The 21538-nt window shown below is 66.6% G+C and carries 20 protein-coding genes; 12 read left to right on the forward strand and 8 right to left on the reverse strand.

Translation table 11 applies throughout. The features are described 5' to 3' along the window. Positions 1 to 178: 178 nt before the first annotated feature. The 3 genes from H0264_RS36680 to H0264_RS36690 all read left to right on the forward strand — a co-directional run bounded on the left by H0264_RS36680 (position 179) and on the right by H0264_RS36690 (position 3561). Positions 179 to 1321 carry a lipase family protein gene (locus tag H0264_RS36680; RefSeq protein WP_244976058.1) on the forward strand — a complete coding sequence of 381 codons (1143 nt, stop codon included), beginning with the start codon at positions 179 to 181 and terminating at the stop codon, positions 1319 to 1321. Between the two features lie 47 nt (positions 1322 to 1368). Further along, a complete protein-coding gene (locus tag H0264_RS36685) occupies positions 1369 to 1953 on the forward strand; it encodes a hypothetical protein (RefSeq protein WP_181581784.1) in 585 nt (194 codons plus the stop codon). A gap of 174 nt (positions 1954 to 2127) precedes the next feature. Continuing rightward, on the forward strand, positions 2128 to 3561 hold the full coding sequence (locus tag H0264_RS36690) for an MFS transporter (RefSeq protein ID WP_181581785.1): 1434 nt from the start codon (positions 2128 to 2130) through the stop codon (positions 3559 to 3561). Positions 3562 to 3626: 65 nt separating this feature from the next. On the opposite strand, the gene H0264_RS36695 is transcribed toward H0264_RS36690, so the two are convergent. Continuing rightward, positions 3627 to 4226: a TetR family transcriptional regulator gene (locus tag H0264_RS36695; protein WP_231084265.1), complete on the reverse strand. Its 600-nt coding sequence runs from the start codon at positions 4224 to 4226 to the stop codon at positions 3627 to 3629. Positions 4227 to 4333: 107 nt separating this feature from the next. On the opposite strand from H0264_RS36695, the gene H0264_RS36700 reads away from it, so the two are divergent. Genes H0264_RS36700 through H0264_RS36720 form a run of 5 tightly spaced genes read left to right on the forward strand, consistent with a single transcriptional unit; the run spans position 4334 to position 7709 of the window. After that, positions 4334 to 5533 (forward strand): alkane 1-monooxygenase, encoded by a 1200-nt coding sequence (locus H0264_RS36700; RefSeq protein ID WP_181581786.1) that lies wholly within the window; start codon positions 4334 to 4336, stop codon positions 5531 to 5533. Then, on the forward strand, positions 5533 to 5712 hold the full coding sequence (locus tag H0264_RS36705; RefSeq protein WP_181581787.1) for a rubredoxin: 180 nt from the start codon (positions 5533 to 5535) through the stop codon (positions 5710 to 5712). The genes H0264_RS36700 and H0264_RS36705 overlap by 1 nt, the downstream gene beginning before the upstream one ends. Positions 5713 to 5715: 3 nt before the next feature. After that, positions 5716 to 5898 (forward strand): rubredoxin, encoded by a 183-nt coding sequence (locus tag H0264_RS36710; protein WP_181581788.1) that lies wholly within the window; start codon positions 5716 to 5718, stop codon positions 5896 to 5898. Beyond that, positions 5895 to 7052, forward strand: coding sequence for an NAD(P)/FAD-dependent oxidoreductase (locus tag H0264_RS36715; RefSeq protein WP_181581789.1), 1158 nt, complete (start codon positions 5895 to 5897; stop codon positions 7050 to 7052). The genes H0264_RS36710 and H0264_RS36715 overlap by 4 nt, the downstream gene beginning before the upstream one ends. A 48-nt stretch (positions 7053 to 7100) precedes the next feature. Next, complete coding sequence (locus H0264_RS36720) at positions 7101 to 7709, forward strand: NADPH-dependent F420 reductase (RefSeq protein WP_181581790.1); 609 nt, start codon at positions 7101 to 7103, stop codon at positions 7707 to 7709. A 9-nt stretch (positions 7710 to 7718) separates the two neighbouring features. Here H0264_RS36720 and H0264_RS36725 read toward each other — a convergent pair whose 3' ends face one another. Further along, positions 7719 to 8525, reverse strand: coding sequence for an SAM-dependent methyltransferase (locus H0264_RS36725; RefSeq protein WP_181581791.1), 807 nt, complete (start codon positions 8523 to 8525; stop codon positions 7719 to 7721). Between the two features lie 132 nt (positions 8526 to 8657). Here H0264_RS36725 and H0264_RS36730 point away from each other — a divergent pair, with 132 nt between their 5' ends. Next, a complete protein-coding gene (locus H0264_RS36730) occupies positions 8658 to 9953 on the forward strand; it encodes a GGDEF domain-containing protein (protein WP_181581792.1) in 1296 nt (431 codons plus the stop codon). 52 nt (positions 9954 to 10005) lie between these two features. Here H0264_RS36730 and H0264_RS36735 read toward each other — a convergent pair whose 3' ends face one another. Then, positions 10006 to 10848 carry a DUF5995 family protein gene (locus H0264_RS36735; RefSeq protein WP_181581793.1) on the reverse strand — a complete coding sequence of 281 codons (843 nt, stop codon included), beginning with the start codon at positions 10846 to 10848 and terminating at the stop codon, positions 10006 to 10008. 209 nt (positions 10849 to 11057) lie between these two features. Here H0264_RS36735 and H0264_RS36740 point away from each other — a divergent pair, with 209 nt between their 5' ends. After that, the gene (locus H0264_RS36740; RefSeq protein ID WP_181581794.1) at positions 11058 to 11951 is read left to right on the forward strand and encodes an STAS domain-containing protein; all 894 of its coding nucleotides are present in this window, start codon (positions 11058 to 11060) and stop codon (positions 11949 to 11951) included. 36 nt (positions 11952 to 11987) lie between these two features. On the opposite strand, the gene fadD32 is transcribed toward H0264_RS36740, so the two are convergent. Beyond that, positions 11988 to 13823 (reverse strand): long-chain-fatty-acid--AMP ligase FadD32, encoded by a 1836-nt coding sequence (fadD32, locus tag H0264_RS36745; protein WP_276314015.1) that lies wholly within the window; start codon positions 13821 to 13823, stop codon positions 11988 to 11990. Positions 13824 to 13949: 126 nt separating this feature from the next. After that, positions 13950 to 15194: a KasA/KasB family beta-ketoacyl-ACP synthase gene (locus tag H0264_RS36750; protein ID WP_181581796.1), complete on the reverse strand. Its 1245-nt coding sequence runs from the start codon at positions 15192 to 15194 to the stop codon at positions 13950 to 13952. A gap of 310 nt (positions 15195 to 15504) precedes the next feature. On the opposite strand from H0264_RS36750, the gene H0264_RS36755 reads away from it, so the two are divergent. Then, positions 15505 to 16509: an acyl-ACP desaturase gene (locus H0264_RS36755; RefSeq protein ID WP_181581797.1), complete on the forward strand. Its 1005-nt coding sequence runs from the start codon at positions 15505 to 15507 to the stop codon at positions 16507 to 16509. 21 nt (positions 16510 to 16530) lie between these two features. Here the strand turns inward: H0264_RS36755 and H0264_RS36760 are convergent, their stop codons facing one another. The 3 genes from H0264_RS36760 to H0264_RS36770 all read right to left on the reverse strand — a co-directional run bounded on the left by H0264_RS36760 (position 16531) and on the right by H0264_RS36770 (position 19846). Then, complete coding sequence (locus H0264_RS36760; protein WP_181581798.1) at positions 16531 to 17364, reverse strand: DUF72 domain-containing protein; 834 nt, start codon at positions 17362 to 17364, stop codon at positions 16531 to 16533. Between the two features lie 111 nt (positions 17365 to 17475). Further along, complete coding sequence (glpK, locus tag H0264_RS36765; protein WP_181581799.1) at positions 17476 to 18990, reverse strand: glycerol kinase GlpK; 1515 nt, start codon at positions 18988 to 18990, stop codon at positions 17476 to 17478. A gap of 91 nt (positions 18991 to 19081) precedes the next feature. After that, positions 19082 to 19846, reverse strand: a complete 765-nt coding sequence (locus H0264_RS36770; RefSeq protein WP_181581800.1) for an IclR family transcriptional regulator — start codon at positions 19844 to 19846, stop codon at positions 19082 to 19084. A gap of 150 nt (positions 19847 to 19996) precedes the next feature. Here H0264_RS36770 and glpK (H0264_RS36775) point away from each other — a divergent pair, with 150 nt between their 5' ends. After that, positions 19997 to 21517 carry a glycerol kinase GlpK gene (gene glpK, locus H0264_RS36775; RefSeq protein ID WP_181581801.1) on the forward strand — a complete coding sequence of 507 codons (1521 nt, stop codon included), beginning with the start codon at positions 19997 to 19999 and terminating at the stop codon, positions 21515 to 21517. The last annotated feature ends 21 nt before the right edge of the window (positions 21518 to 21538 follow it).

Genomic DNA, 21538 nt, shown 5'->3' on the forward strand with positions numbered 1-21538 from the left:
ATTTCAGCGCCTGGCACGCCAAGCCATCCCACTGACCGGGAATGTCTGTGACAGGAGGTGTCACTCTGTCTCGTTTTGGGTATCGTACTGATCATGAGCGCTGTCCCGGACAGTTGTTAACGCCCGGATTCGATTGCGCGACAACTGGATAGACATGGTTGTGCTAGAAGGGCAGGCAATGATGACTGCGATCACCAACCGCTTCGACGAAGCGGCGGTCGGTGCGGTGGCTCCGGGGCGGCTGCTGTCGGCGGAGCCGATGACCGCATACCTGCTGCCCGGACTGCGACTCCCCGCCCGCGCCTGGCGGATCCGCTACACCTCCACCGACGCGCACGGCGCATCCATCGAGGTCACCGGCACCGTGCTGGTTCCCCGCGAACCGTATCGAGGCGAGGGCTCCCGCCCCCTCATCGGCTTCGCGGTGGGCACCCAGGGCCTGGCCGACAAGATCGCCGCCGCCTCCTGGCAGCTGCGCCGCGGTGTCGAATACGAATCCCTCTTCCTCCGTGCCGCATTGCGCCGCGGCTGGGCGGTCGCCATCACCGACTACCCCGGCCTCGGCAACCCCGGCACCCACCCGTACGTGATGGGCCGCGCCCTCGGCCCGTCGGTCCTCGACTCCATGCGCGCCGCCCGCCGCCTACCCGCCGCCGGCCTGGATCCCGAAGGGCCCCTGGGTATCTACGGCTACTCCGAGGGCGGCTGCGCCGCAGGCTGGGCTCTCCAACTCCAGCCCACCTACGCCCCCGACCTCGAACTCTCCGGCGGCGTAGTGGGTTCCCCGCCCGCCGACATCGTCGACATGGTCGACTTCCTCGACGACACCCCCTACGCCTTCCTCCTCTTCTACGGCGTCATCGGCCTGGACGCGGCGTATCCCGAACTGAACGTCAAGCAGTACCTCAAGCCCCAGGGCAAGGCCCTCGCCGCCCTGTTCCGCCGCACGCACGTCGGCGCGGCAGCCCTGGTCGGCGTCCCCGCGGGCATGATCATCCCCACCACGGTCACCACCTACTGCCACACCCTCCCCTTCGAAGTCCCCGAGGTCCGAGAGCGCCTGATCGAGAACAGGCTCGGCGGAATAGCCCCCGCCACACCGGTTCTCGTGGCGGGCGGCACCTGGGAACAGATCATCCCGCACGCCCAATCCGAACAACTCGCCAAAGACTGGCAGTCCCTCGGCGTAGACGTAACCTGGCTCTCCATGCCCCGCCGCGACCACATCCTCGGCGCCCTCTCCTTCGCCCCACCCGCCCTCCGCTTCCTGGCGGCTCGCTTCGAAGAATCCCGGGCCATCGTCCTCGCCCGAGGAGCCTGACCGCAATTCGTTTGACCCGTCAGCACTGTTCCCGCAGTCTGACGGGCATGGACGAGTTACGCGAAGCCGCAGACGGGTTCGCGGTGGGCAAACTGCACGTAGAAGCCCTGACCATGGTCGCGGCCCAAGCCCTCGCCCGCGGCCTCGACTCCCCCGCACTGGTCGAACTCGCCTGCCTGCACAGCTCGGACACCGCGAACGCACCCGAGCTGTTCCTGACCGCACTGCGCGAACTGGGCCTGAGCGATGCCACCGAGGTCGATTGGCCCCAGCGGGAAGCCGCGGTCCTGCTGCGGTATGCCCGGGAGTCGGCGGCGCGGCTGCTGGGCTGCGACGGTGATCCGTCGACCCACGTCGGTGATATCTCGGGTTTGTTGTGCTTGCTGGCCCATTCGATCGAACGGCCGGACCCGGCAGTCGATGAATTGGCCAGCGACTTCGAGATCCTGCATGCGCTCTGGGATGACAGCGGTTCCGGCTCGGAAGCTCACGTCGAGCAGGCTCGGGTAGCGGCACGGTATCTCCTCGACGGACCGCCGTACCGGTCGATCCATGTGCGCGCTCCTGCGCGGCCCGATGTCGTGGCTCGACGAGGAGGTCTGTGGCGGCGGTTTTCGAAGCGCCGCAGCTGATCTCGTTGGAAGTATGGGGGTAGGTACTCGGACGAATCCGGTACCCCCGGTGGGTATGAGATGGATCACTCGGCTCCAGGCTTCCTTACCTATACCCCCTATAGGTATAGATAGAGCCATCGAAATTCACTGCGGCGCATCACAGGTGAGCCGCTGGATGAAGGAGTGAGTTCCATGTCCACGAGTACGCAAGCCCCACCGGCCTCGCGGCGGTGGATTGCGTTGGCGCTCATTGCGCTTGCGCAGTTCATGGTCATCATGGACACCTCGATCATCGGGGTGGCGTTGCCGGAGATGCAGGAGTCGCTGGGGTTCTCGCAGGAGAATCTGTCTTGGGTGTTCAATGCCTATGTAGTGGTGTTCGGCGGGCTGCTGCTGCTCGGCGGGAAGCTGTCCGACATCGTGGGGGCGCGGAAGATCTTCCAGCTCGGGTGGGGAATTCTCGGGGTCGGGTCGCTGGTGGCGGGGATTGCCTCGTCGGCGACGGTCGAGCTGATCGGGCGGGGTGTGCAGGGGGCGGGGGCCGCGCTTATCGCGCCGTCTGCGTTGACGCTGCTCATGATGCTGTTCGGGAGCAATCCGAAGGAGCTGATGAAGGCGTTCGCGGTGTATGGGGCGGCTGCGCCGGCCGGTGGCACGGCGGGGGTGTTCCTCGGTGGTGTGATTACTGAATATGCGTCTTGGCCTTGGGTTTTCTACATCAATATCCCGATTGCCGCCTTGGCGTTGATCGTTGCTCCGGCGCTGGTGCCGAGTGGCGCGCTGGCTCCGCACGGGTCGGTTGATCTGCTGGGTGCGATCACCGCGACGCTGGGACTGGGTGCTGCTGTGTTCGCGGTGGTTCGGGCTCCGGAGGCCGGGTGGCTGTCGGGCGAGACCTGGGGTGTGCTGGCGCTGGCCGCGATTCTGCTGGGTGCGTTCCTGGCGATTCAGGTGAAGCGGCGGGAACCGCTGATGCCGCTGGCCATCTTCCGGTCGCCGAACCTGGGTGCGGCCAATCTGGCGCAGGTGCTGCTGGGGGCGGCCTGGGTGCCGATGTGGTTCTTCCTGAACCTGTATCTGCAGCAGGTGCTGGGGTATTCGGCCTTCCCGTCGGGTGCGGCGCTGCTGCCGATGACGGCGCTGATCATGGCCGGAATGGTCGCCCTGTCGCCGAAGTTGTTCGCGCGCTTCGGTGCTCGCACCATGATCGTGTCCGGCCTGCTGGTGCTGGCGCTCGGTTTGGTCTGGCTGTCGTTCATTCGGCCGGACGGCAACTTCTGGGTGGATGTGCTGCCCGGATCGCTGATCGCGGCGCTCGGCATGTCGCTGGCGTTCGTACCCTCACTGCAGACCGCGATTTCGGCCGCGCCGCCGGAAGAGGGCGGGCTCGCCTCCGGCATCGTGAACACCAGCTATCAGATCGGATCGGCGCTGGGGCTGGCCGCGGTGACCGCTGTCGCTTCCGCTGCGGGGGCCGAAAAGCTCGGGGACACAGTGGCTCTCACCGATGGATTCGCGGCGGCGTTCCTGACTGCTGCCGGAATCGCGCTGGTGGCCTCCGTGCTGGCCGTGGCGACCTTCCGACGGTCGGCTCGCAGCGTGGAGGAGGTGCCCGCTGGAGTGTAGTTGTCACAGCCTCACGTTCTCAGCCCGTCGCCCGGGTTCCCTTGGGCGGCGGGCTTTTTGCCGTATCAGGCCGCCGCGAACACCGAGCGGATCACCAGCCCGATCTGCGCCACCGCGGAATCGATCGCGCCGAGCGGCTGGAACAGGTGGCTCAGGCACAGGCGCGCAAAGATCTCCAGGTTCGACGCGAGGGCGGCGTCGGCAATCTCTATGTCCGGGTAGCGATCCCGGAACATGACGGTGAGCGCGACGATGGCTCGGCCCAGCACGGGTTCGGGTTCGGTCATCAGGGCGGGGAGCAGGGTGGTGTCGCCCGTGTGGCGGCCGGACAGGACCGCCTTCAGCAGCACATTGTCCGCGCCGGTGCGCAGGACGTATTCGGCGGCGGCGGTCATGCCCTCGATCGGATCCTCGTGCGCCGTCAGCGTTTCCGCGATGCCCGAAAGAAATGTGCTGAGTTCCCGCTCGATCAGCACGTCGGCGAGGGCCTGCCGGGTGCCGATCTCCTTGTAGAGCACCGGCCGGCTGACACCGACGTCCTTGGCCACGCGCGACATGTTCACCGCGCCCCAGCCTTCGGTGCACACGATCACGCGTGCCGCGTCGAGGATGCGCTCGCGCAGCAGCGCCCGCACCTCGGTCTGGAAGTTCGCCACGTCAGCCACCCGGCCGATCTTACATGCGCACTGATTGTGCTCGACTGTTGACAGATTAGAGCAAAGTGTATTCACTGAATACAGATTTGCTCGAAGTGTAAACAAGGAGTTCGACCGTGACCACGGCAAAGACGCCACAGTGGCAGGATCGCAAGCGCTACCTGTGGCTTTTCGGTCTCGTACCGCCCACCGCACTGTTCCTCGCCACGGCCTTCGTCTGGGTCTTCAACACCCTGGGCTGGCAGGCCGTCGCCCCGGTCTGGTGGTGGATCGGGCCACTGCTGGTCTATGTACTGCTGCCGATCCTGGATCGCTTCTTCGGGCCGGACGGGCAGAATCCGCCGGATGAGCTCATGGAGATGCTGGAGAACGACAAGTACTACCGGTACTGCACCTACGCCTACATCCCGTTCCAGCTGGCGAGCCTGGTGTTCGCCGCGTACCTGTGGACGGCCGGTGACCTGTCCTGGCTGGGCATCGACGGCGGGCTGGGCGTGGTCTCCAAGATCGGGCTCGCGCTGAGCATGGGGGTCATGGGCGGCGTCGGCATCAATACCGCGCACGAACTCGGGCACAAGAAGGACGAACTCGAGCGCTGGCTGTCGAAGATCACGCTGGCGCAGACGTTCTACGGGCACTTCTACATCGAGCACAATCGCGGGCATCACGTGCGGGTGGCGACGCCGGAGGATCCGGCCAGTGCACGCTTCGGTGAGACCTTCTGGGCGTTCCTGCCGCGCAGCGTGTGGGGCAGCCTACGGTCGTCGTGGGAGCTGGAGAAGACGCGGTTGCAGCGAATGGGCAAGGGGCCGTGGACGATCCACAATGATGTGCTCAATGCCTGGCTGATGTCGGTGGTGCTGTGGGGCGCACTGGTCGCGGTGTTCGGGCCGGGCGTGCTGCCGTACCTGGTGATTCAGGCCGTGTACGGGTTCGGCCTGCTGGAGACCGTCAACTATCTGGAGCATTACGGGCTGATGCGGCAGAAGACCGCGTCCGGACGGTACGAGCGGTGCACGCCGGAGCACTCGTGGAACTCCGACCACATCGTCACCAATATCTTCCTGTACCACCTGCAGCGGCACAGTGATCATCACGCGAACCCCACCCGGCGGTATCAGACGCTGCGCAGCATGGACGGCGCGCCGAATCTGCCCAGCGGGTACGCCAGCATGATCGGCCTCGCGTACTTCCCGCCGGTGTGGCGCAGAGTGATGGACCATCGCGTGCTCGCGCACTACTCGGGCGACGTGTCGCGGGTGAACATCCAGCCCGGCAAGCGCGCCAAGGTGCTCGCACAGTACGGAGCCCGCTGATGTCCGCCTACCGCTGCCCCATCTGCGACTACCGGTACATCGAAGCCGAAGGCGCTCCGCGCGAGGGCTTTCCGGCGGGGACGCCGTGGTCGGCCGTGCCCGACGACTGGTGCTGCCCGGACTGCGGAGTCCGGGAGAAGGTCGATTTCGAACCCGTCGAATCCACGCAAGGACGCTGAATCATGAACGACTACCGGCTTTTCCGCTGTATCCAATGCGGTTTCGAATATGACGAGGCCGAGGGGTGGCCCGAGGACGGCATCGAGCCGGGCACCCGCTGGGACGATATCCCGGACGACTGGTCCTGCCCGGATTGCGGTGCGGCCAAGGCCGATTTCGCCATGGTCGAGGTCAGCCGGCCGTGACGGAGCGGATCGTCATCGTCGGCGCGGGCGTCACGGGTGCGACGGCCGCGCAGACGCTGCGCAAGGAAGGGTTCGACGGCACGATCACGCTCGTCGGCGACGAAGCCGCGGGGCCGTATCGGCGGCCCGCGGTGTCGAAGGAACTGCTCGCCGGGACGACTCCGGCCGAGAAGTGCCTGATCGAACCCGAATCATATTGGGCGGCACAGGGTATCGATCTGTGTACGCGGACGACCGTGACCGACGTCGAAGACGGGCGAGTTCGGCTGCACACCGGGGAGACCATCGCCTTCGACGCACTGGTGCTGGCCACCGGTGCGCGGGCACGGACGCTGCATCCCGCGCCGGACGCGCCCGTGCACACCCTGCGCGGCATGGATGATGCTGCCGCACTGCGGGATTCGTTTCTTTCGAGCGGATCGCTGCTGGTGATCGGGGCGGGGTTGATCGGCTGCGAGGTGGCCGCCACCGCCCGGCTGCTCGGTGTGGACGTGCGCATCCTGCATGCGGGCACCGCACCGCTGGATCGCGTTCTCCCCCGGTCCGTCTCGGATGTCGTGCGCGGACTGCACACGGAGTACGGGGTGGCGATCGAGGATGATGTCCTGCTCTCGGAGATCGCGAGTACGGCAGGCGGGACGGTCACGGCCACCGCCATCGACGGCCGATCCTGGAGTGCCGGAACAGTTCTCATTGCCATCGGCTCCGCCCCGAACGTCGAGCTCGCGCGTTCGGCAGGGCTCACCGTCGACAACGGCATTGTGGTGGACGAGCAGTACCGCACCTCCCGCCCCGGGATCTTCGCCGCGGGCGATGTGGCCAACCGATTCCACCCCCACCTGGGCCGGCACGAGCGCAGCGAGCACTGGAACAGCGCCCGCTTCGATGGTGTGGCGGTGGCGAAATCGCTGCTGGGGCAACCGGTGCCGGATTTCGAGGCGCCGTGGGGCTGGTCCAGTCAGTACGGCGTGAACATCCAGTTCGCCGGGTGGATGCATCCGCACGACGAGATCGTGGTCCAGGGCTCGCTGCCGGACCGCGATTTCTCGGTGCTGGCCATGCTCGGCGGTGAGCTGGTCGGCGCGGCCGCGATCGGGCGGCCGAAGGATCTCCGTACGGCCCGGCAGCACCTGCACAGCACATTTGCGGGATAATCGCTCTCGTACCTGCGTTCCGGACGTGTGCTCAAAGGAGAGTGCGAGATGGATGTGGGAATCTTCGGGGCCGGACATATCGGGCTGAGCCTGGCCGGACTCTTCGACCGCGCCGGGCACACCGTGCACATTGCCAGCCGGCATCTGGAAGAACTGTCGCGACTGCTGCTGGACCGGCAGCTGCGGCACGCCCGGGCGGAGTCGGTGGAGAAGGTGGCCGAGTCGGCCGAACTGCTCATCGGCGCGGTGCAGTGGACACAGCTGGAGGCGCTCACCGCCGAACTGCCGCCCATCGACGGCAAGGTGTGGATCGATCCGGCCAATCCCATCGCCCGCGAGGCCGACGGGACCGTCACGCTCATCGATACCGGGACGCGGCCGACCAGTGCCATCGTGGCCGATCTGGTGCCGAAGGCGCAGCTGGTGAAGGCCTTCAACAGTTTCACCACGCCCATGTACCGGTCCGGCCCGCTGACCTCGCTGGGCCGGATCGTGGCGCCGCTGGCGGGTGATCATCCGGCGGCGCTGAGCCGGGTGGCCGAGCTGATCAAGACCACCGGGTTCGTGCCGATCGTGGTCGGCAATATCGACGACAGCGTGGTGTTGCAGCCGGGCGGCGCACTGCGCCGCCTCAGCATCCCGCTCATCGCGCCGTAGCGAAACCGGCTAGTCCTTGCGAGCCAAGCCTCCGTAGGCCCCCGACGCCTCCGGATGCTCGCCCACGTCCGCCGGATTGTCCGGCCGCCACAGCGGCAGGTGCACGAGCCCGGGCTCGAGCAGCGTCCAGTCGTGGAAGTACTCGGCGATCCGATCCTTGCCGCGCAGCACGATCTCGGTGGAGGTGCGGCCCGAAAGCTTCTGCGCCTCCAGCACTTCCGGCGGCTGGCCGTCGGCGGTGGCGTGCGTGACGGCCACGTAGCTGCCGGGCGCGCACACCTCGAGCAGTTTGCCGACCGCGCCCACCGGATCGGCCTCGTCGGGCACGAAATGCAGGACGCCCAAGAGCAATACGGCTACGGGGCGACTGAAGTCGAGCAATTCGGTGACCGCCGGATCGGCCAGGATCGCTTCCGGCTCAGCGACATCCGCGTGCACGATGGCCGCGCGCGAATTGCCGTAGAGGATGGCCTGGCTGTGTGCGACCGCCACCGGATCGATGTCGACGTAGACGACCTTGGCTTCCGGATTGCGGGCTTGGGCCACCTCGTGCACATTGCCGACGGTCGGGATGCCGGAGCCCAGATCCAGGAACTGGTCGATGCCGGCGTCGGTCAGGAAGCGCACGCAGCGGCGCAGCAGATCGCGATTGGCGCGCATGGTCTCGGCGACATTGGGGGTGAACTTCTCGATCATGTTCGCCAGCTCGCGATCGATCTCGAAGTTGTGCATGCCGCCGACGAAGTAGTCGTAGACGCGGGATGCGCTGGGGCGATCCAAATCGATGCCCTCGGGCGCCCAACTCGGTCTGGTCATCGGATCCACAGCCCCTCTCGAACCACAAAACACACCGCGCCGCGCCAATGGCGAAGCGCCGCAATGGTATCCCAAATCGTGATGCCGGGGCGGCGTTCGCGGCACCAACCGGTCGGGCTACCATCGACCCTCATGGCGTCGGATCCCGGGGGTGGGCCGGGCCGGGCAGGCCCGCACGCCGACCTGGTCGAACAGTGGGCCGCCGCGCTCGGCAGCGGGACCCGCGATCACGTGGTGCCCATGAGCAGGTCCGAGGCGTATGCCCTGCTGGCCCGGCTGGCGACGGAATTCGCGCAGGTCGCGGCCAATGGCGACCCCGCCGGGCGGGCGGCGGAGCTGGGTGCGGAACTGGCGCGGGCGCACTTCGTGGGGAACGAGGTGCTGGGCCGCAGCGTGGCCGTGCTGGACGCGTATTTCGCCCAGAGCGGCACTATTCCGGCGGATCGGGCAGCGGAGCTGCTGGGCGCGTTCACGACCGGCTACGTCCGCGCGTTCCGGCAGTGGCTGCTGGCCGAGCAGGAGAGTGTGCGGATGGCCGATATCGCGGCCCGGCAGCGCGTGCAGGAGCAGCTGCGCGCGAGTGAGGCGCGGTTCCGGGCGGTGTTCGCACAGGCCGGAATTGGTACCGGTTTGTCCGATATGTCCGGACGCATCATCGAGGTGAATGCCGCCTTCGCGGAAATGCTCGGGTACACCCCGGCCGAAATGTGCGAGCTGTCGGTCACCGACCTCACCCACCCCGAGGACGATCCGGGCATGTGGCCGCTGTACGCGTCGGTGCTGCGCGGCGATGTCGACAATGTGCAGCTGGAGAAGGCGTATCCGGCGAAGGACGGCCGCACCGTCTGGACCAAGATCAATGTCTCGCTCATTCGCGACGACCACGGCACGCCGCAGTACACGCTGATTCTCGTCGAGGACATCTCCGAACAGCGGGCCCTGCGCGAGCGGCTGAACTTCCGGGCCCACCACGACGAACTCACCGGACTGGCCAACCGGTCGCGATTCTTCGACGCGCTCAATGCCGCCTTCCTCGAGCCGGACGCCCGCATCGGGCTCTGCTACCTGGATCTCGACAACTTCAAGGCCGTCAACGACACCTGGGGGCATGCCGCCGGAGACGAACTGCTCGTGCAGGCCGCCGCCCGGCTGGAAGCCTGCGCGACCGCCCCGGGCCAGCTGGCCGCCCGCATCGGCGGCGACGAATTCGTCATCCTGGTGCCGGATTCCGGGACGGATGTGGAGGAGCTCGCGCATCTGGTGCGCAAGTCCTTCGCGCTGCCGTTCGACGTCAACGGGCACCGGCTGACGGTCACCGCCAGCGTCGGCATCGCGGAGGATCTGGCCGGGAACACGACGGCCGACGAACTCGTGCAGGCCGCCGACTACAGCATGTACTGGGCCAAAGCCGCAGGCCGGACGGGCTGAGGCAGGCCGTCACCGCCCCCGCGCGGGGTTCACTACTCGGAATGACGCAGGGCTACAACGCTTTCAGGTTGGATAGCAGTTCGAAGGCGAAGTCGGCGGATTGCCACAGCGCCCGGTTCTCCGCGGCGGTGACCTCGCGCAGCGCCGGATCTTGTAGGGCCAGGCCGTTTCCGAAGATCACCACGTTCGCGCCCAGGTCCGCGGCGACGAGCATGGGCCGGGTCGCCACGCCCTTGCCCGCCAGCAGATCCAGGCCCTCGCCGACGAAGTAGAACCGCCACAGCGGGCCCAGGTCCGCGTCGTAGACCCGCTTGGTGTCGTCGATGATCACGTCGCCGGCATTGGCGATGGCCGCCACGATGGTGAAGTAGTCGCGCGCGTTCTCCGGTGTCGAGCCGACCGCCGCGACCGAGTACGCGAGATCGACGGCCAGGTGCGCGTTGTAGCCCGCCATGGCCGCCCGCGCGCCCGAGATGGCGCAGTCGGCGGCCAGGTCGAAGTAGCGTGTCCACTGCGATTCGACTGTGCCGCCGGTGAATTCGGCGTGCAGGTTGTTGAGGTACCGGCTCAGCAGTTCGAGGCTGATGGCGTGCGCGTACTCGGGGTCGGCGAAGGCCGCCGGGTCGCGCTGCAGCGGCATGACCGCCGCGTGTTCGACGCCGTCGAGGCCGATGCCGAACAGGCCGCGGCGATCCCGGTGCGCGGTGAGGATCTCGGTGATCTCGTGATTGTTGCTGACCGCGGTTTCCAACCGCTGCAGCGAATTTCCCGACAATTGGGAGGTGTCCGAGAGCCGGGCAATGGTCGACAGTTCCGTCTCGGTGAGCGGGGTGCCGCAGACCGTCGAGGGGGCGGTCACCTCCGCCGCCGCCGGATTCGCCCCCGAAACCACCATTACACCGGCGGCTACCGCCGAAAACAGCCCAACCCGGGCAAAATTCCACACGAGCGCAAAGTGTACGAACCGGTCGCTCAGGGATTGGAATTCGAATCGCCGTGTCAGGGGGACTTTGCACCGAATTCCTGTTCGAACCCTGCCATGCGCGTAGGGTCACCGATCTGTCAGAGCAAACTTTCGGCTGATTACCCCTGGTGGAGGACGACATGGCCCCGAGCTCGCTCAGCCCGAGCGGAGACGCCCTGCTCATGGACAGACCCGGCGAGGGTCTGCTGTCCGAACTCGTCGAACACCTACGCCAGAACCGCACGGTCCTGCGCGAAGAATGGGCCCGCCGCATCACCGACGCCAAACTGCTCACCGCCATGAGCCCCGATGAGATCTTCTCCGAGGCCACCTCCGTCTACGACAACTACGTCGACGCACTGGAGACCGGCAGCGTCGAAACGCTGCAGAACTACGCGCGCAATCTGTCCGAGCGCATCATCCCCCGGGGCGTCGAGACCGACGAGGTGCTCGGCATCGTGCTGCTGCTGCGAGATGTGCTGGCGCGCTCGCTGTTCGAGAAGTATCAGAGCAATTTCACGCTGCTGAACCGGGTGCTGGACGCCTACGAACCGGCGGCCAACCGGATTGCCAATACCGTGGGCGTGTCCTTCGTGGAGGAACGCGAACGCATCATCCGCCAGCAGCAGGAGGCCATTCGCGAGCTGTCGACGCCGGTGCTGCAGGTGCGCGAGCAGCTGCTCATCCTGCCCATCATCGGCGTGCTGGATTCGCAGCGCGCCCGGCAGCTGACCGAACAGCTGCTGGGTGCGATCCGGGGCAATCGCGCGAAGGTGGTGGTCATCGACATCACCGGTGTGCCGACCATCGACTCGACGGTCGCCAATCACCTGGTGCAGACCGTCGACGCGTCGGGGCTCATGGGCGCGAGCGTCATCATCACCGGGCTGTCCTCGGAGATCGCGCTCACCCTGGTGGCCATCGGCCTGGATCTGTCCAAGATGAACGCGGTCGGCGATCTGCAGGGCGGGATCGAGGAGGCCGAACGCCTGCTCGGATACGAGGTGAGCCGCACCGCCGCCGATAATTCCTGAGCCTTCGACGACGGTGCGGGACAACCGGATTCGGCGCTAGTCGGTAGCGTCCGGGAACGCCTGCTGGCGATAGCCGCCGCGCAGGGTGCCCTCCACGTACGCCGTCTTGCAGGCCCGCCGCGCGATCTTGCCGCTGGAGGTCCGCGGGATCGACCCGGCGGGCACCAGCAGCAGATCCTGAACGTTGACCCCGTGCCGTTTCGCGATGGCGGCACGCACCGTCTCCGCGATCGGCTCCGGATCCAGTTTGGCTGCGCCCGTTCCCCGTTCGGCCACTATCACCAGCTTCTCGGCATTGTCGGCGTCGGCCACCGAGAAGGCGGCGACGAAGCCCGGACGCAGGGCATTGCTGGATTCCTGCGCCGAGTACTCGAGGTCCTGCGGGTAGTGATTGCGGCCGTCCACAATCACCAGATCCTTGACGCGGCCGGTGATGTAGAGCTCGCCGTCGAGGTAGGAGCCGAAGTCGCCGGTGCGCATCCACCGGGCGTCGGCGGCCGCGCCCTCGGCGTGGCTGCCCTGCGGCAGACGGGAATTCAGCCGATTCTCGAAGGTGGCGACGCTTTCCTCCGGCCGGCCCCAGTAGCCGATGCCCATATTGCCGCCGTGCAGCCAGATCTCGCCGACCTCGCCGTCCGGCTTCTCCGCGCCGGTCTCCGGGTCCACGATGACCGCCCACTGCGACAGCGCCACGTAGCCGCAGGACACCTGCGCCACAGCGTTTTCCGCGTCCGGATCGACCTGGGTCATGCGGCCGGCGTTGAGTTCGGTGCGGTCCACCCAGACCGTGCGGGCCTCGTCGTCGCGCTTGGTGGCGGAGACGAACAGGGTGGCCTCGGCCATGCCGTAGCAGGGTTTGATGGCGGTCTTGGGCAGGCCGTACGGGGCGAAGGCGTCGTTGAACTTCTTCATCGACGTCACCGACACCGGTTCGCTGCCGTTGATCAGGCCGATCACATTGGAGAGGTCGAGCTCCTCCCCCGGCTTGGGCAGGCCGCGCACCGCGGCGTGCTCGAAGGCGAAATTCGGTGCCGCCGCGAAGATCTCGGCACCGTCCTCCTGCGCAGCCAGCTCCTTGATCCAGCGGTAGGGCCGCCGCACGAAGGCGCTGGGCGACATGATGGTGATGTACTTGCCGCCGATGGTCGGCAGGATCACCGTCAGCAGGCCCATGTCGTGGAACAGCGGCAACCAGGTGACGCCGCGGGCCTTTTCGGTGATGCCGATGGCGTCGATCATCTGCAGCAGGTTGGTGCCGACCGCCCGGTGTGTGATCTCCACACCGGCCGGGGTGCGCGTGGAACCCGAGGTGTACTGCAGGTAGGCGATGCTGTCGACCTTGATGTCCGGACGCACCCAGGACACGCCCACGCTGTCCGGAATCGCTTCCACCGCAATGATGCGCGGCCGTTTCGGTGCGGGCAGATCCTTGAACAGCTCCCGCACCCCCGCCGCCGCGGCGGCGACGGTGAGGATGGCCGACGGCTGACAGTCGGCGAGGACCGCGTGCAGCCGGTCCGAGTGACCCTGCTCGTCCGGATCGAACAGCGGCACGGCGATATTGCCGGCATAGACCGCCGCGTACATGGCCACGACGTAGTCGAGCCCCTGCGGCGCAAGGATTGCCACGCGGTCGCCCGGCTGCGTCACCTGCTGCAGCCGGGCGGCCACCGCGCGCAATCGGACGCCGAACTGGTCCCACGTGATGTCGTGGTACTCGCCGTCGCGTTCGCGCGAATAGTCGATAAAGCGGTAGGCGAGCTCGCCTCCATTGGCCTGACTGTGCTTGTCGACCAGGTCGATCATGGTCAGGTTGTCAGGGATCGAGATGTTGCCGTGCTCGTCCAGATAGTCATCGAAGTTCTCGCCGATCATTCCCTATCCTTTTTCAACTCACAGCAGCCGTGGCTGTGTAGTGACACCGAACAAAGATCGACACCGAAAGCCCGAGAGAAGCAGGGCTGCCAGAGATTAGCAGGTGCCGTAATCCCGCGTCACTCAGTACCGGCCGAAGGCCAGGGCGACGTTGTGCCCGCCGAACCCGAAGGAGTTGTTGAGGGCGTAGTCGTAGCGACCGGGACGGGCCTGGCCGTGCACCACGTCGAGATCGATTTCCGGGTCCAGATTGTCCAAATTCAGGGTGGGCGGGACGATTCCGTCGCGTACCGACAAAACGGTGATGACCGATTCCAGCGCACCGACCGCGCCGATGGAATGGCCCAGCGCGGACTTGGGCGCGTACACCGCGGCGTGATTGCCGACCGCCTGATAGATGGCATTCGCCTCGGCGGTGTCACCGATCGGGGTCGCGGTGGCGTGCGCATTGATATGGGAGACATCGGATTTGGCGATTCCGGCGTGCTCCATGGCGCGCGCCATGGCACGGGCCGCGCCGGTGCCCTCCGGGTCCGGGGCGACCAGGTGGAAACCGTCGGAGGTGATGCCCGCGCCCATGATCCGGGCGTGGATGGTCGCGCCGCGCGCCTTGGCGTGCTCCTCGGTCTCGATGACCATGAGCGCGCCCGCCTCGCCGAAAACGAAGCCGTCGCGGTCCTTGTCGAAGGGGCGGGACGCGCCCTTGGGGTCGTGATTGCGGGTGCTCATGGCGCGCATCATGGAGAACCCGGCGATGGGCAGCGCCTGGATGGAGCCCTCCACGCCGCCGGTGACCATCATGTCGGCCTCACCCATGACGATCTTCTGCCAGGCATTGGCAATCGCCTCAGAACCGGACGAACAGGCCGAAACGGGAGTCGTAATGCCCGCTCGCGCACCGAGTTCGGTGCCGACGATGGCCGCCGCGCCATTGGGCATGGTGGTCTGCACGGTCAGCGGCGAAACCTTGCGGTAGCCGCCGTGCGCCAGCTTGTCGCGGGCGATGATGAGCATCTCCGCACCGCCCAGACCGGTGCCGATGGCGACGCCGAGACGGTCCTTGTCCACCTCCGGATTGCCGGCATTGCGCCAGACCTCGCGGCCGAGCACGGTGGCCATCTGCTCCACGTAGGACATGCGACGGCATTCGGCGTGGGTAAGCTGGGAGGTGGGGGTCACCTTGAGGTGGCCGCCGATGCGCACGGGCAGTTGGAAATCGTCGAGGAAGCTGTCCTCCAGGACGTCGATTCCGCTCTCCCCGTTGAGTAGTCCCTTCCAGGTCGAGTCGACGTCACCGGCGATGGACGTGGTGGCGGCCAGCGAGGTCACGACGACGTCGGGAAATTTCCTGCGGTTGGGCGTCTGCATGTTCACTCTCCGTAGCAATGCTCCGGCGAACCCGCTATCGATCCGCGTGGGCTGTCAAGGACTGTTTTGCAACTAGCGAACTGACCCGGCCATGAGACTTCGGCGGGGGATGAGCCAATCTCCGGCGAACTGGGCTAGATTATCCGAGGCGAAGCCGACCAGTCTCCTCATACGACACGCGAGCTTCCCGGATCACCTCACCAGGCCATCGGCCGACATGCATTCTCCAGCACCACGCCAGGCCGTGTTCTGCACAGTTCTGCACCATCATTCCGCAGCGCCGAGCCATTTCGAGGGAGGGCACACCACAGTGGCCAGGAGTCTCACGCAGTTGGAACTGCTCATGGAGCTGGAACCGATTGCCGAGCAGAATGTGAACAGGCATCTATCCATGGCCAAGGACTGGCATCCGCACGACTATGTGCCGTGGGATGACGGTCGCAACTTTGCAGCTATGGACGGTGAAGATTGGGAACTCGGACAATCCCGACTCAGCGAGGTCGCCCGCGCGGCCATGATCACCAATCTGCTCACCGAGGACAATTTGCCCAGCTATCACCGGGAGATCGCGGAGAACTTCTCCCAGGACGGTGCGTGGGGCACCTGGGTCGGGCGCTGGACCGCCGAGGAGAACCGGCACGGCATCGTCATCCGCGACTATCTCGTGGTGACCCGCGGCGTCGACCCGGTGGCGCTGGAACGGGATCGAATGGTGCACATGACCAATGGCTATTCGGCCATGAGCCTGGTGCAGCAGGGCACGGGCAATCAGGCAATTCGGGCGGATGCCGGATTTATGCACTCTGTCGTCTATGTGACATTTCAGGAATTGGCCACTCGCGTTTCTCATCGCAATACCGGCAAAGTGTGCAATGACCCGATTGCGGACCGAATGCTGCAGCGCATCGCCGCGGACGAAAACCTGCACATGATCTTCTATCGCAACATCTGCGAGGCCGCCCTGAACCTGTCGCCGGATCAGGCCCTGGAAGCGATCAGCAATGTGGTGCAGAACTTCCAGATGCCCGGCGCGGGCATGCCCAACTTCCGCCGCAATGGCGTGCTCATGGCCAAGCACGGCATCTACGATCTGCGCCAGCATCTCGAAGAGGTCGTCCTGCCGGTGCTCAAGAAGTGGAACATCATGGAGCGCAGCGACTTCGGGGCGCGCGGCGAGCAGCTGCGGAACGAGCTCGGCGAGTTCATCGAACGCCTGCGCAAGGACGTGGTCCGGTTCGAGGAGCAGCGCGACAAGGCCCTCGCCCGCGAGGCCGCCCGCCGCGACAGCGCCCTCGAGCAACCCGCCATGGCCTGAGCCGCACCCGCTCGGACAGCACTAGAACAACGTCATCGGATCCGTCGGTATGGGATCCGGCAGCGGCGCCAGCTCCGGCACGCGCGCTCGCACCTCACCGTGGAAACGGCGAGCGAGCGTGCGTGCCTTCGCATTGTCCGGGGTGTGCACGAACACCGTCGGCGACCGCCCCTCGCGCAGCCACCCCGCCACCGTCTCGACCCACGGCTGCCACCCCGCCACCGTCCGATCCACATCGTCGCGCCCGTGGTATCGCACGATCGGAAACTCGGTGAGCGCCCGCATTCGCCGAGGCACCCGCGGCTTCTTTCCCGCCGCCTCCCGCTCCGCCGCGCTCTCCGGCGGCGACGCGAACAGCGTGGTGGTGTCGAACGGCACCCACTCCGCGCCCGCCGCGGTCAGCACCGACTCCAATTGCCTTATGGCTCGGTCATTTTCGAAGAATGCCGGATGCCGCACCTCCACCGCCACCCGATGCCGCGACGGCAGCCCCTCCAGCAGATCCGCCAGTGCGCCCAGATCGGTGAACGTCCCCGGCAACTGCACCCACAGCGCGTGCAGCCGACGCCCCAGCGGCTCCACCGCCTCCAGGAAGGCATTCATCTCATCGTCGATACCGCTGAGTCTGCGATCGTGAGTCACAGTGCGCGGCAACTTCATAACGAACCGAAACTCCGGATCAGTCTGCCGCGCCCAGGATTCCACGGTCCGCCGCTGCGGCGTCGCGTAGAACGTCGTATTCCCCTCCACCGCATTGCACCACGACGCATACGACCGCAGCCGCTCCGCCGGAGGCAATGGCTTCTCCTGCCAATCAGGGTGTTGCCACATCGCACATCCCACGTGAAGCCGCATACCCTGCACGCTATCCGACCCTGATCGCACCCCAGTCTCGATGCCCTCCCAATAGGCACAATCCGTCCCCCACCCTCCGCCCCGGGTTGGCGTTGCACTCCGGGGCCGGCATCACCGCTGTCGCCGCCGAGGTTTCACCCATCCAAAGGTCAGTTCGACGGCGCGCTTCCAGTTGTCGTACTCGTCTTCGCGAACCGCGGCGTCCATGCGCGGGATCCATTGGGCGGCGAGACGCCAGTTGTGACGCAGGCCCTCCAGGTCGGGCCAGTAGCCGACGGCCAGCCCCGCCGCGTAGGCGGCGCCGAGGGAAACGGTTTCGGCGACGATCGGGCGCATGACGGGGATGTCGAGGACGTCGGCGATCGTCTGCATCAACAGATTGTCGGAGGTCATGCCGCCGGCTACGCGGAGCGCTGAGGCGTGCAGGCCGGAGTCGGCGTTCATGGCCTCGACCACGTCGCGGGTCTGCCAGGCGGTGGCCTCGAGGACGGCGCGGGCTATGTGCCCCTTGGTGATGTAGGAGGTGAGGCCGATGAGCAGGCCGCGGGCATCGCTGCGCCAGTGCGGGGCGTAGAGGCCGGAGAAGGCGGGGACCAGGTAGCAGCCGCCGTTGTCTTCGACTGTGGCGGCGAGGGTTTCGATCTCGGGAGCGCTGGTGATCAGCCCGATGTTGTCGCGCAGCCACTGGACCAGGGAACCGGTGACGGCGATGGGGCCTTCGAGGGCGTAGACCGGGTCGGGGCCCACCTGGTAGCCGATGGTGGTGAGCAGGCCGTGTTTGGAGCGGATGAGTTCGGTTCCGGTGTTCATGAGCATGAAACCGCCTGTGCCATAGGTGCATTCGGTTTCACCCGGGGCGAAGCAGGTTTGGCCGAAGAGGGCGGCGTGCTGGTCGCCGAGGGCGGCGGCGATGCGGACGCCCGGGGTGACGCGGCGGGCGGTGCCGAAATCGCCTGTGGAGGGCTCGATTCGGGGGAGCATGGCGCGGGGGATGCCGAAGAAGCGCAGGAGTTCGTCGTCCCATTCGAGGGTGGCGAGGTTCATGAGGAGGGTGCGGCCGGCGTTCGTGACGTCGGTGACGTGGACGCCGTGGTCGGCGCCGCCGGTGAGATTCCAGATGAGCCAGGTTTCCATGGTGCCGAACAGGACGTCGCCGCGTTCGGCGCGCTCGCGCAGACCGGGGACATTGTCGAGCAGCCAGCGCAGGCGCGGGGCGGCGAAGTATGTCGCGAGCGGTAGGCCGCACAGGTCCCGGATGCGTTCCGCACCAGGGGTTTCGGTGAATGAGCGCACCAAGTCTTCGGTGCGCACATCCTGCCAGACGATGGCGCGGCCGATAGGGGTGCCGGTGCGGCGGTCCCACACCACGGTGGTCTCCCGCTGATTGGCGATCCCCACCGCCGCCACCTGATCCACGGTGATGCCCGAATCCCGCAGTGCCGCAGGGACGATGCGCTCGACATTGCGCCAGATCTCCAGCGCGTCCTGCTCCACCCAGCCGGGGCGCGGGTAGTGCTGTTTATGCTCGCGCTGCGCCACCCCGGCCAACCGAGCGCGCTGGTCGAACAGGATGCACCGGGTGGAGGTGGTGCCCTGGTCGATGGCGAGCACATAGCGTTGCGTCATCCGAGCCCGCTCTCGTAGTGCATGGAACACCCACTCTCGCGCCGCGCGCGCTCACGATCCGTGCGAAGGCTGAACTCACGGTACGTGAAAATCATTGTGCCCCACCGAGATCCCTCGACACCGCGTGTGCGGCGTCACGCACCTGACCGACCAGGGAAGCGCGCGGGCGCAATTGGCCGTCGCAGAGGCGGTCGATGGGGCCGGTGATGCCGATGGCTCCGACCACCAGGCCGCCACGGCCGCGAACAGGGGCTGCGATACCCGCTTCGTCGGGGCGGAATTCGCCGGTGTCCCCGGCCCATCCGGTGCGGCGCACCTCTGTCAGGGCACGATTCAGCGCCGCTCTGTCAGTGATCGTGCGGTGGGTCAACGCGGGGAGTTCATCTTCGCGCGTCGATGCCGCGAGTTCGGAGTCGTAGGCCAGCAACACTTTTCCTAATGCGGTGGCGTGCGGGGGCAGGATCTCCCCCACTTCCAGGGCCTGTTCGGTGTTGTCGGGGCGGAAGACATGATGCACGACGGTCACGTCGCCGTGGCGCAGGGTGGCGATGCGGACGGATTCTCCGCTGCGGGCCGCCAGCGCGTCGGCCCGGTTGATGGCCCGCGAGCGCAGCTCGTTCGCGTCCATATAGCCGCCACCGAGCTCTCCCATGGCCGGGCCGAGCATGTACTTGCCGCTGACCGGGTCCTGGTCGACGAACCCGACGCCCTGCAGTGTCCGCAGGATCCCGTGTGCCGTCGGCTTGGCGAGGCCGAGCGCGGCGGCGATCTCCCCCACCGCCATGCGACCCGATCCGCGCGCCAGCAATCGCAGCATGGCGGCCGCACGCTCGATCGACTGAATCGGACCCGGCATGTCCGTAACCTACCAGCAAACCGTTCGGCATTGTCGAACGCCGTCCCTGTGCGCGGGAGTAAACCGTTCGTAATGTGTCAGTCGGGCGCAGTGGCACCACCGCCCATCAGGGCAAACGGGCTCAACGAAGAGTTTCCGGAAAGGACCGCGATGACGCAGTACGTCGGAGCCATCGACCAAGGCACGACCTCCACGCGATTCATGGTGTTCGACCACGGGGGCAACGTGGTTGCCCGGCATCAACTCGAACACGAACAGATCATGCCGCAGGCCGGCTGGGTGGAACACAATCCCGACGAGATCTGGGAACGCACGCGCACCGTCATCAAGTCGGCCCTCGCCGGGGCGAATCTCACGGCCGCCGATCTGGCCGCCGTCGGCGTCACCAATCAGCGCGAGACCACCATCGTGTGGGACCGCCGCACCGGACGCCCCTACTACAACGCTATCGTCTGGCAGGACACCCGCACCGACCGCATCATCGCCGAGGTCGAGAAGGCCGGGCACACCGAGCTGATCCGCGAGCGTGCCGGATTGCCGCCCGCCCCTTACTTTTCCGGCGGCAAGCTGAAGTGGATTCTCGAAAACGTCCCGGGTGTGCGGGAAGCCGCCGAACGCGGCGACGCCCTCTTCGGCACCCCGGACAGCTGGATCATCTGGAATCTCACCGGCGGCGCGCGCGGCGGCGAACATGTCACCGACGTCACCAATGCCTCGCGCACCATGCTCATGAACCTCGAAACCCTGGACTGGGACGAGGAATTGCTCGCCATCTTCGGTGTGCCGCGCGCCATGCTGCCGCGCATCTCCCCCTCCTCGAACCCGGAAGGCTTCGGCACCACCAATCCCGACGGCCCGCTCCGGGGCGCGGTGAAGGTCGCCGGTGTGCTCGGCGATCAGCAGGCCGCCACCGTCGGGCAGGTGTGCTTCCGCCCGGGTGAGGCCAAGAACACCTACGGCACAGGGAATTTCCTGATGCTGAATACCGGTACCGAGATTGTGCACTCCAAGCACGGCCTGCTCACCACCGTCGCCTACCAGTTCGGCGACGAGAAGCCGGTGTACGCGCTGGAAGGCTCCATCGCCGTCACCGGATCGGCGGTGCAGTGGTTGCGGGATCAGCTCGGAATCATCTCGGGTGCATCGCAGGTGGAGAACCTGGCCCGCACCGTCAGCGATACGGGTGGTGTGTACTTCGTTCCCGCCTTCTCCGGACTGTTCGCCCCGTACTGGCGCGCGGACGCCCGCGGCGTCATCGTGGGCCTGTCCCGCTACAGCAACAATGCCCACTTGGCCAGGGCCACACTGGAATCCATCTGCTACCAGACCCGTGACGTGGTCGAGGCCATGCAGCAGGACTCCGGAGTCAAGCTCGACACGCTGCGCGTGGACGGCGGCGTCACCGCCAACGAACTGGCCATGCAGATCCAGGCCGACTTCCTCGGCGTGCCGGTCTCGCGGCCGGTGGTCGCCGAAACCACCGCTCTCGGAGCCGCTTACGCGGCCGGGCTGGCGGTCGGCTTCTGGAAGAACACCGACGAACTCGTCGCCAACTGGCACGAAGACAAGAATTGGCAGCCCACGTGGACCGAGGAGCAGCGGCAGAAGGGCTACAGCCGCTGGCTGCGCGCCGTCTCGCGCACCCTCGACTGGGTTGACCTCGACGACTGAAAACACCGATAACAAGGAGTA

The sequence above is a fragment of the Nocardia huaxiensis genome, assembly GCF_013744875.1.
GTDB lineage: Bacteria > Actinomycetota > Actinomycetes > Mycobacteriales > Mycobacteriaceae > Nocardia > Nocardia huaxiensis.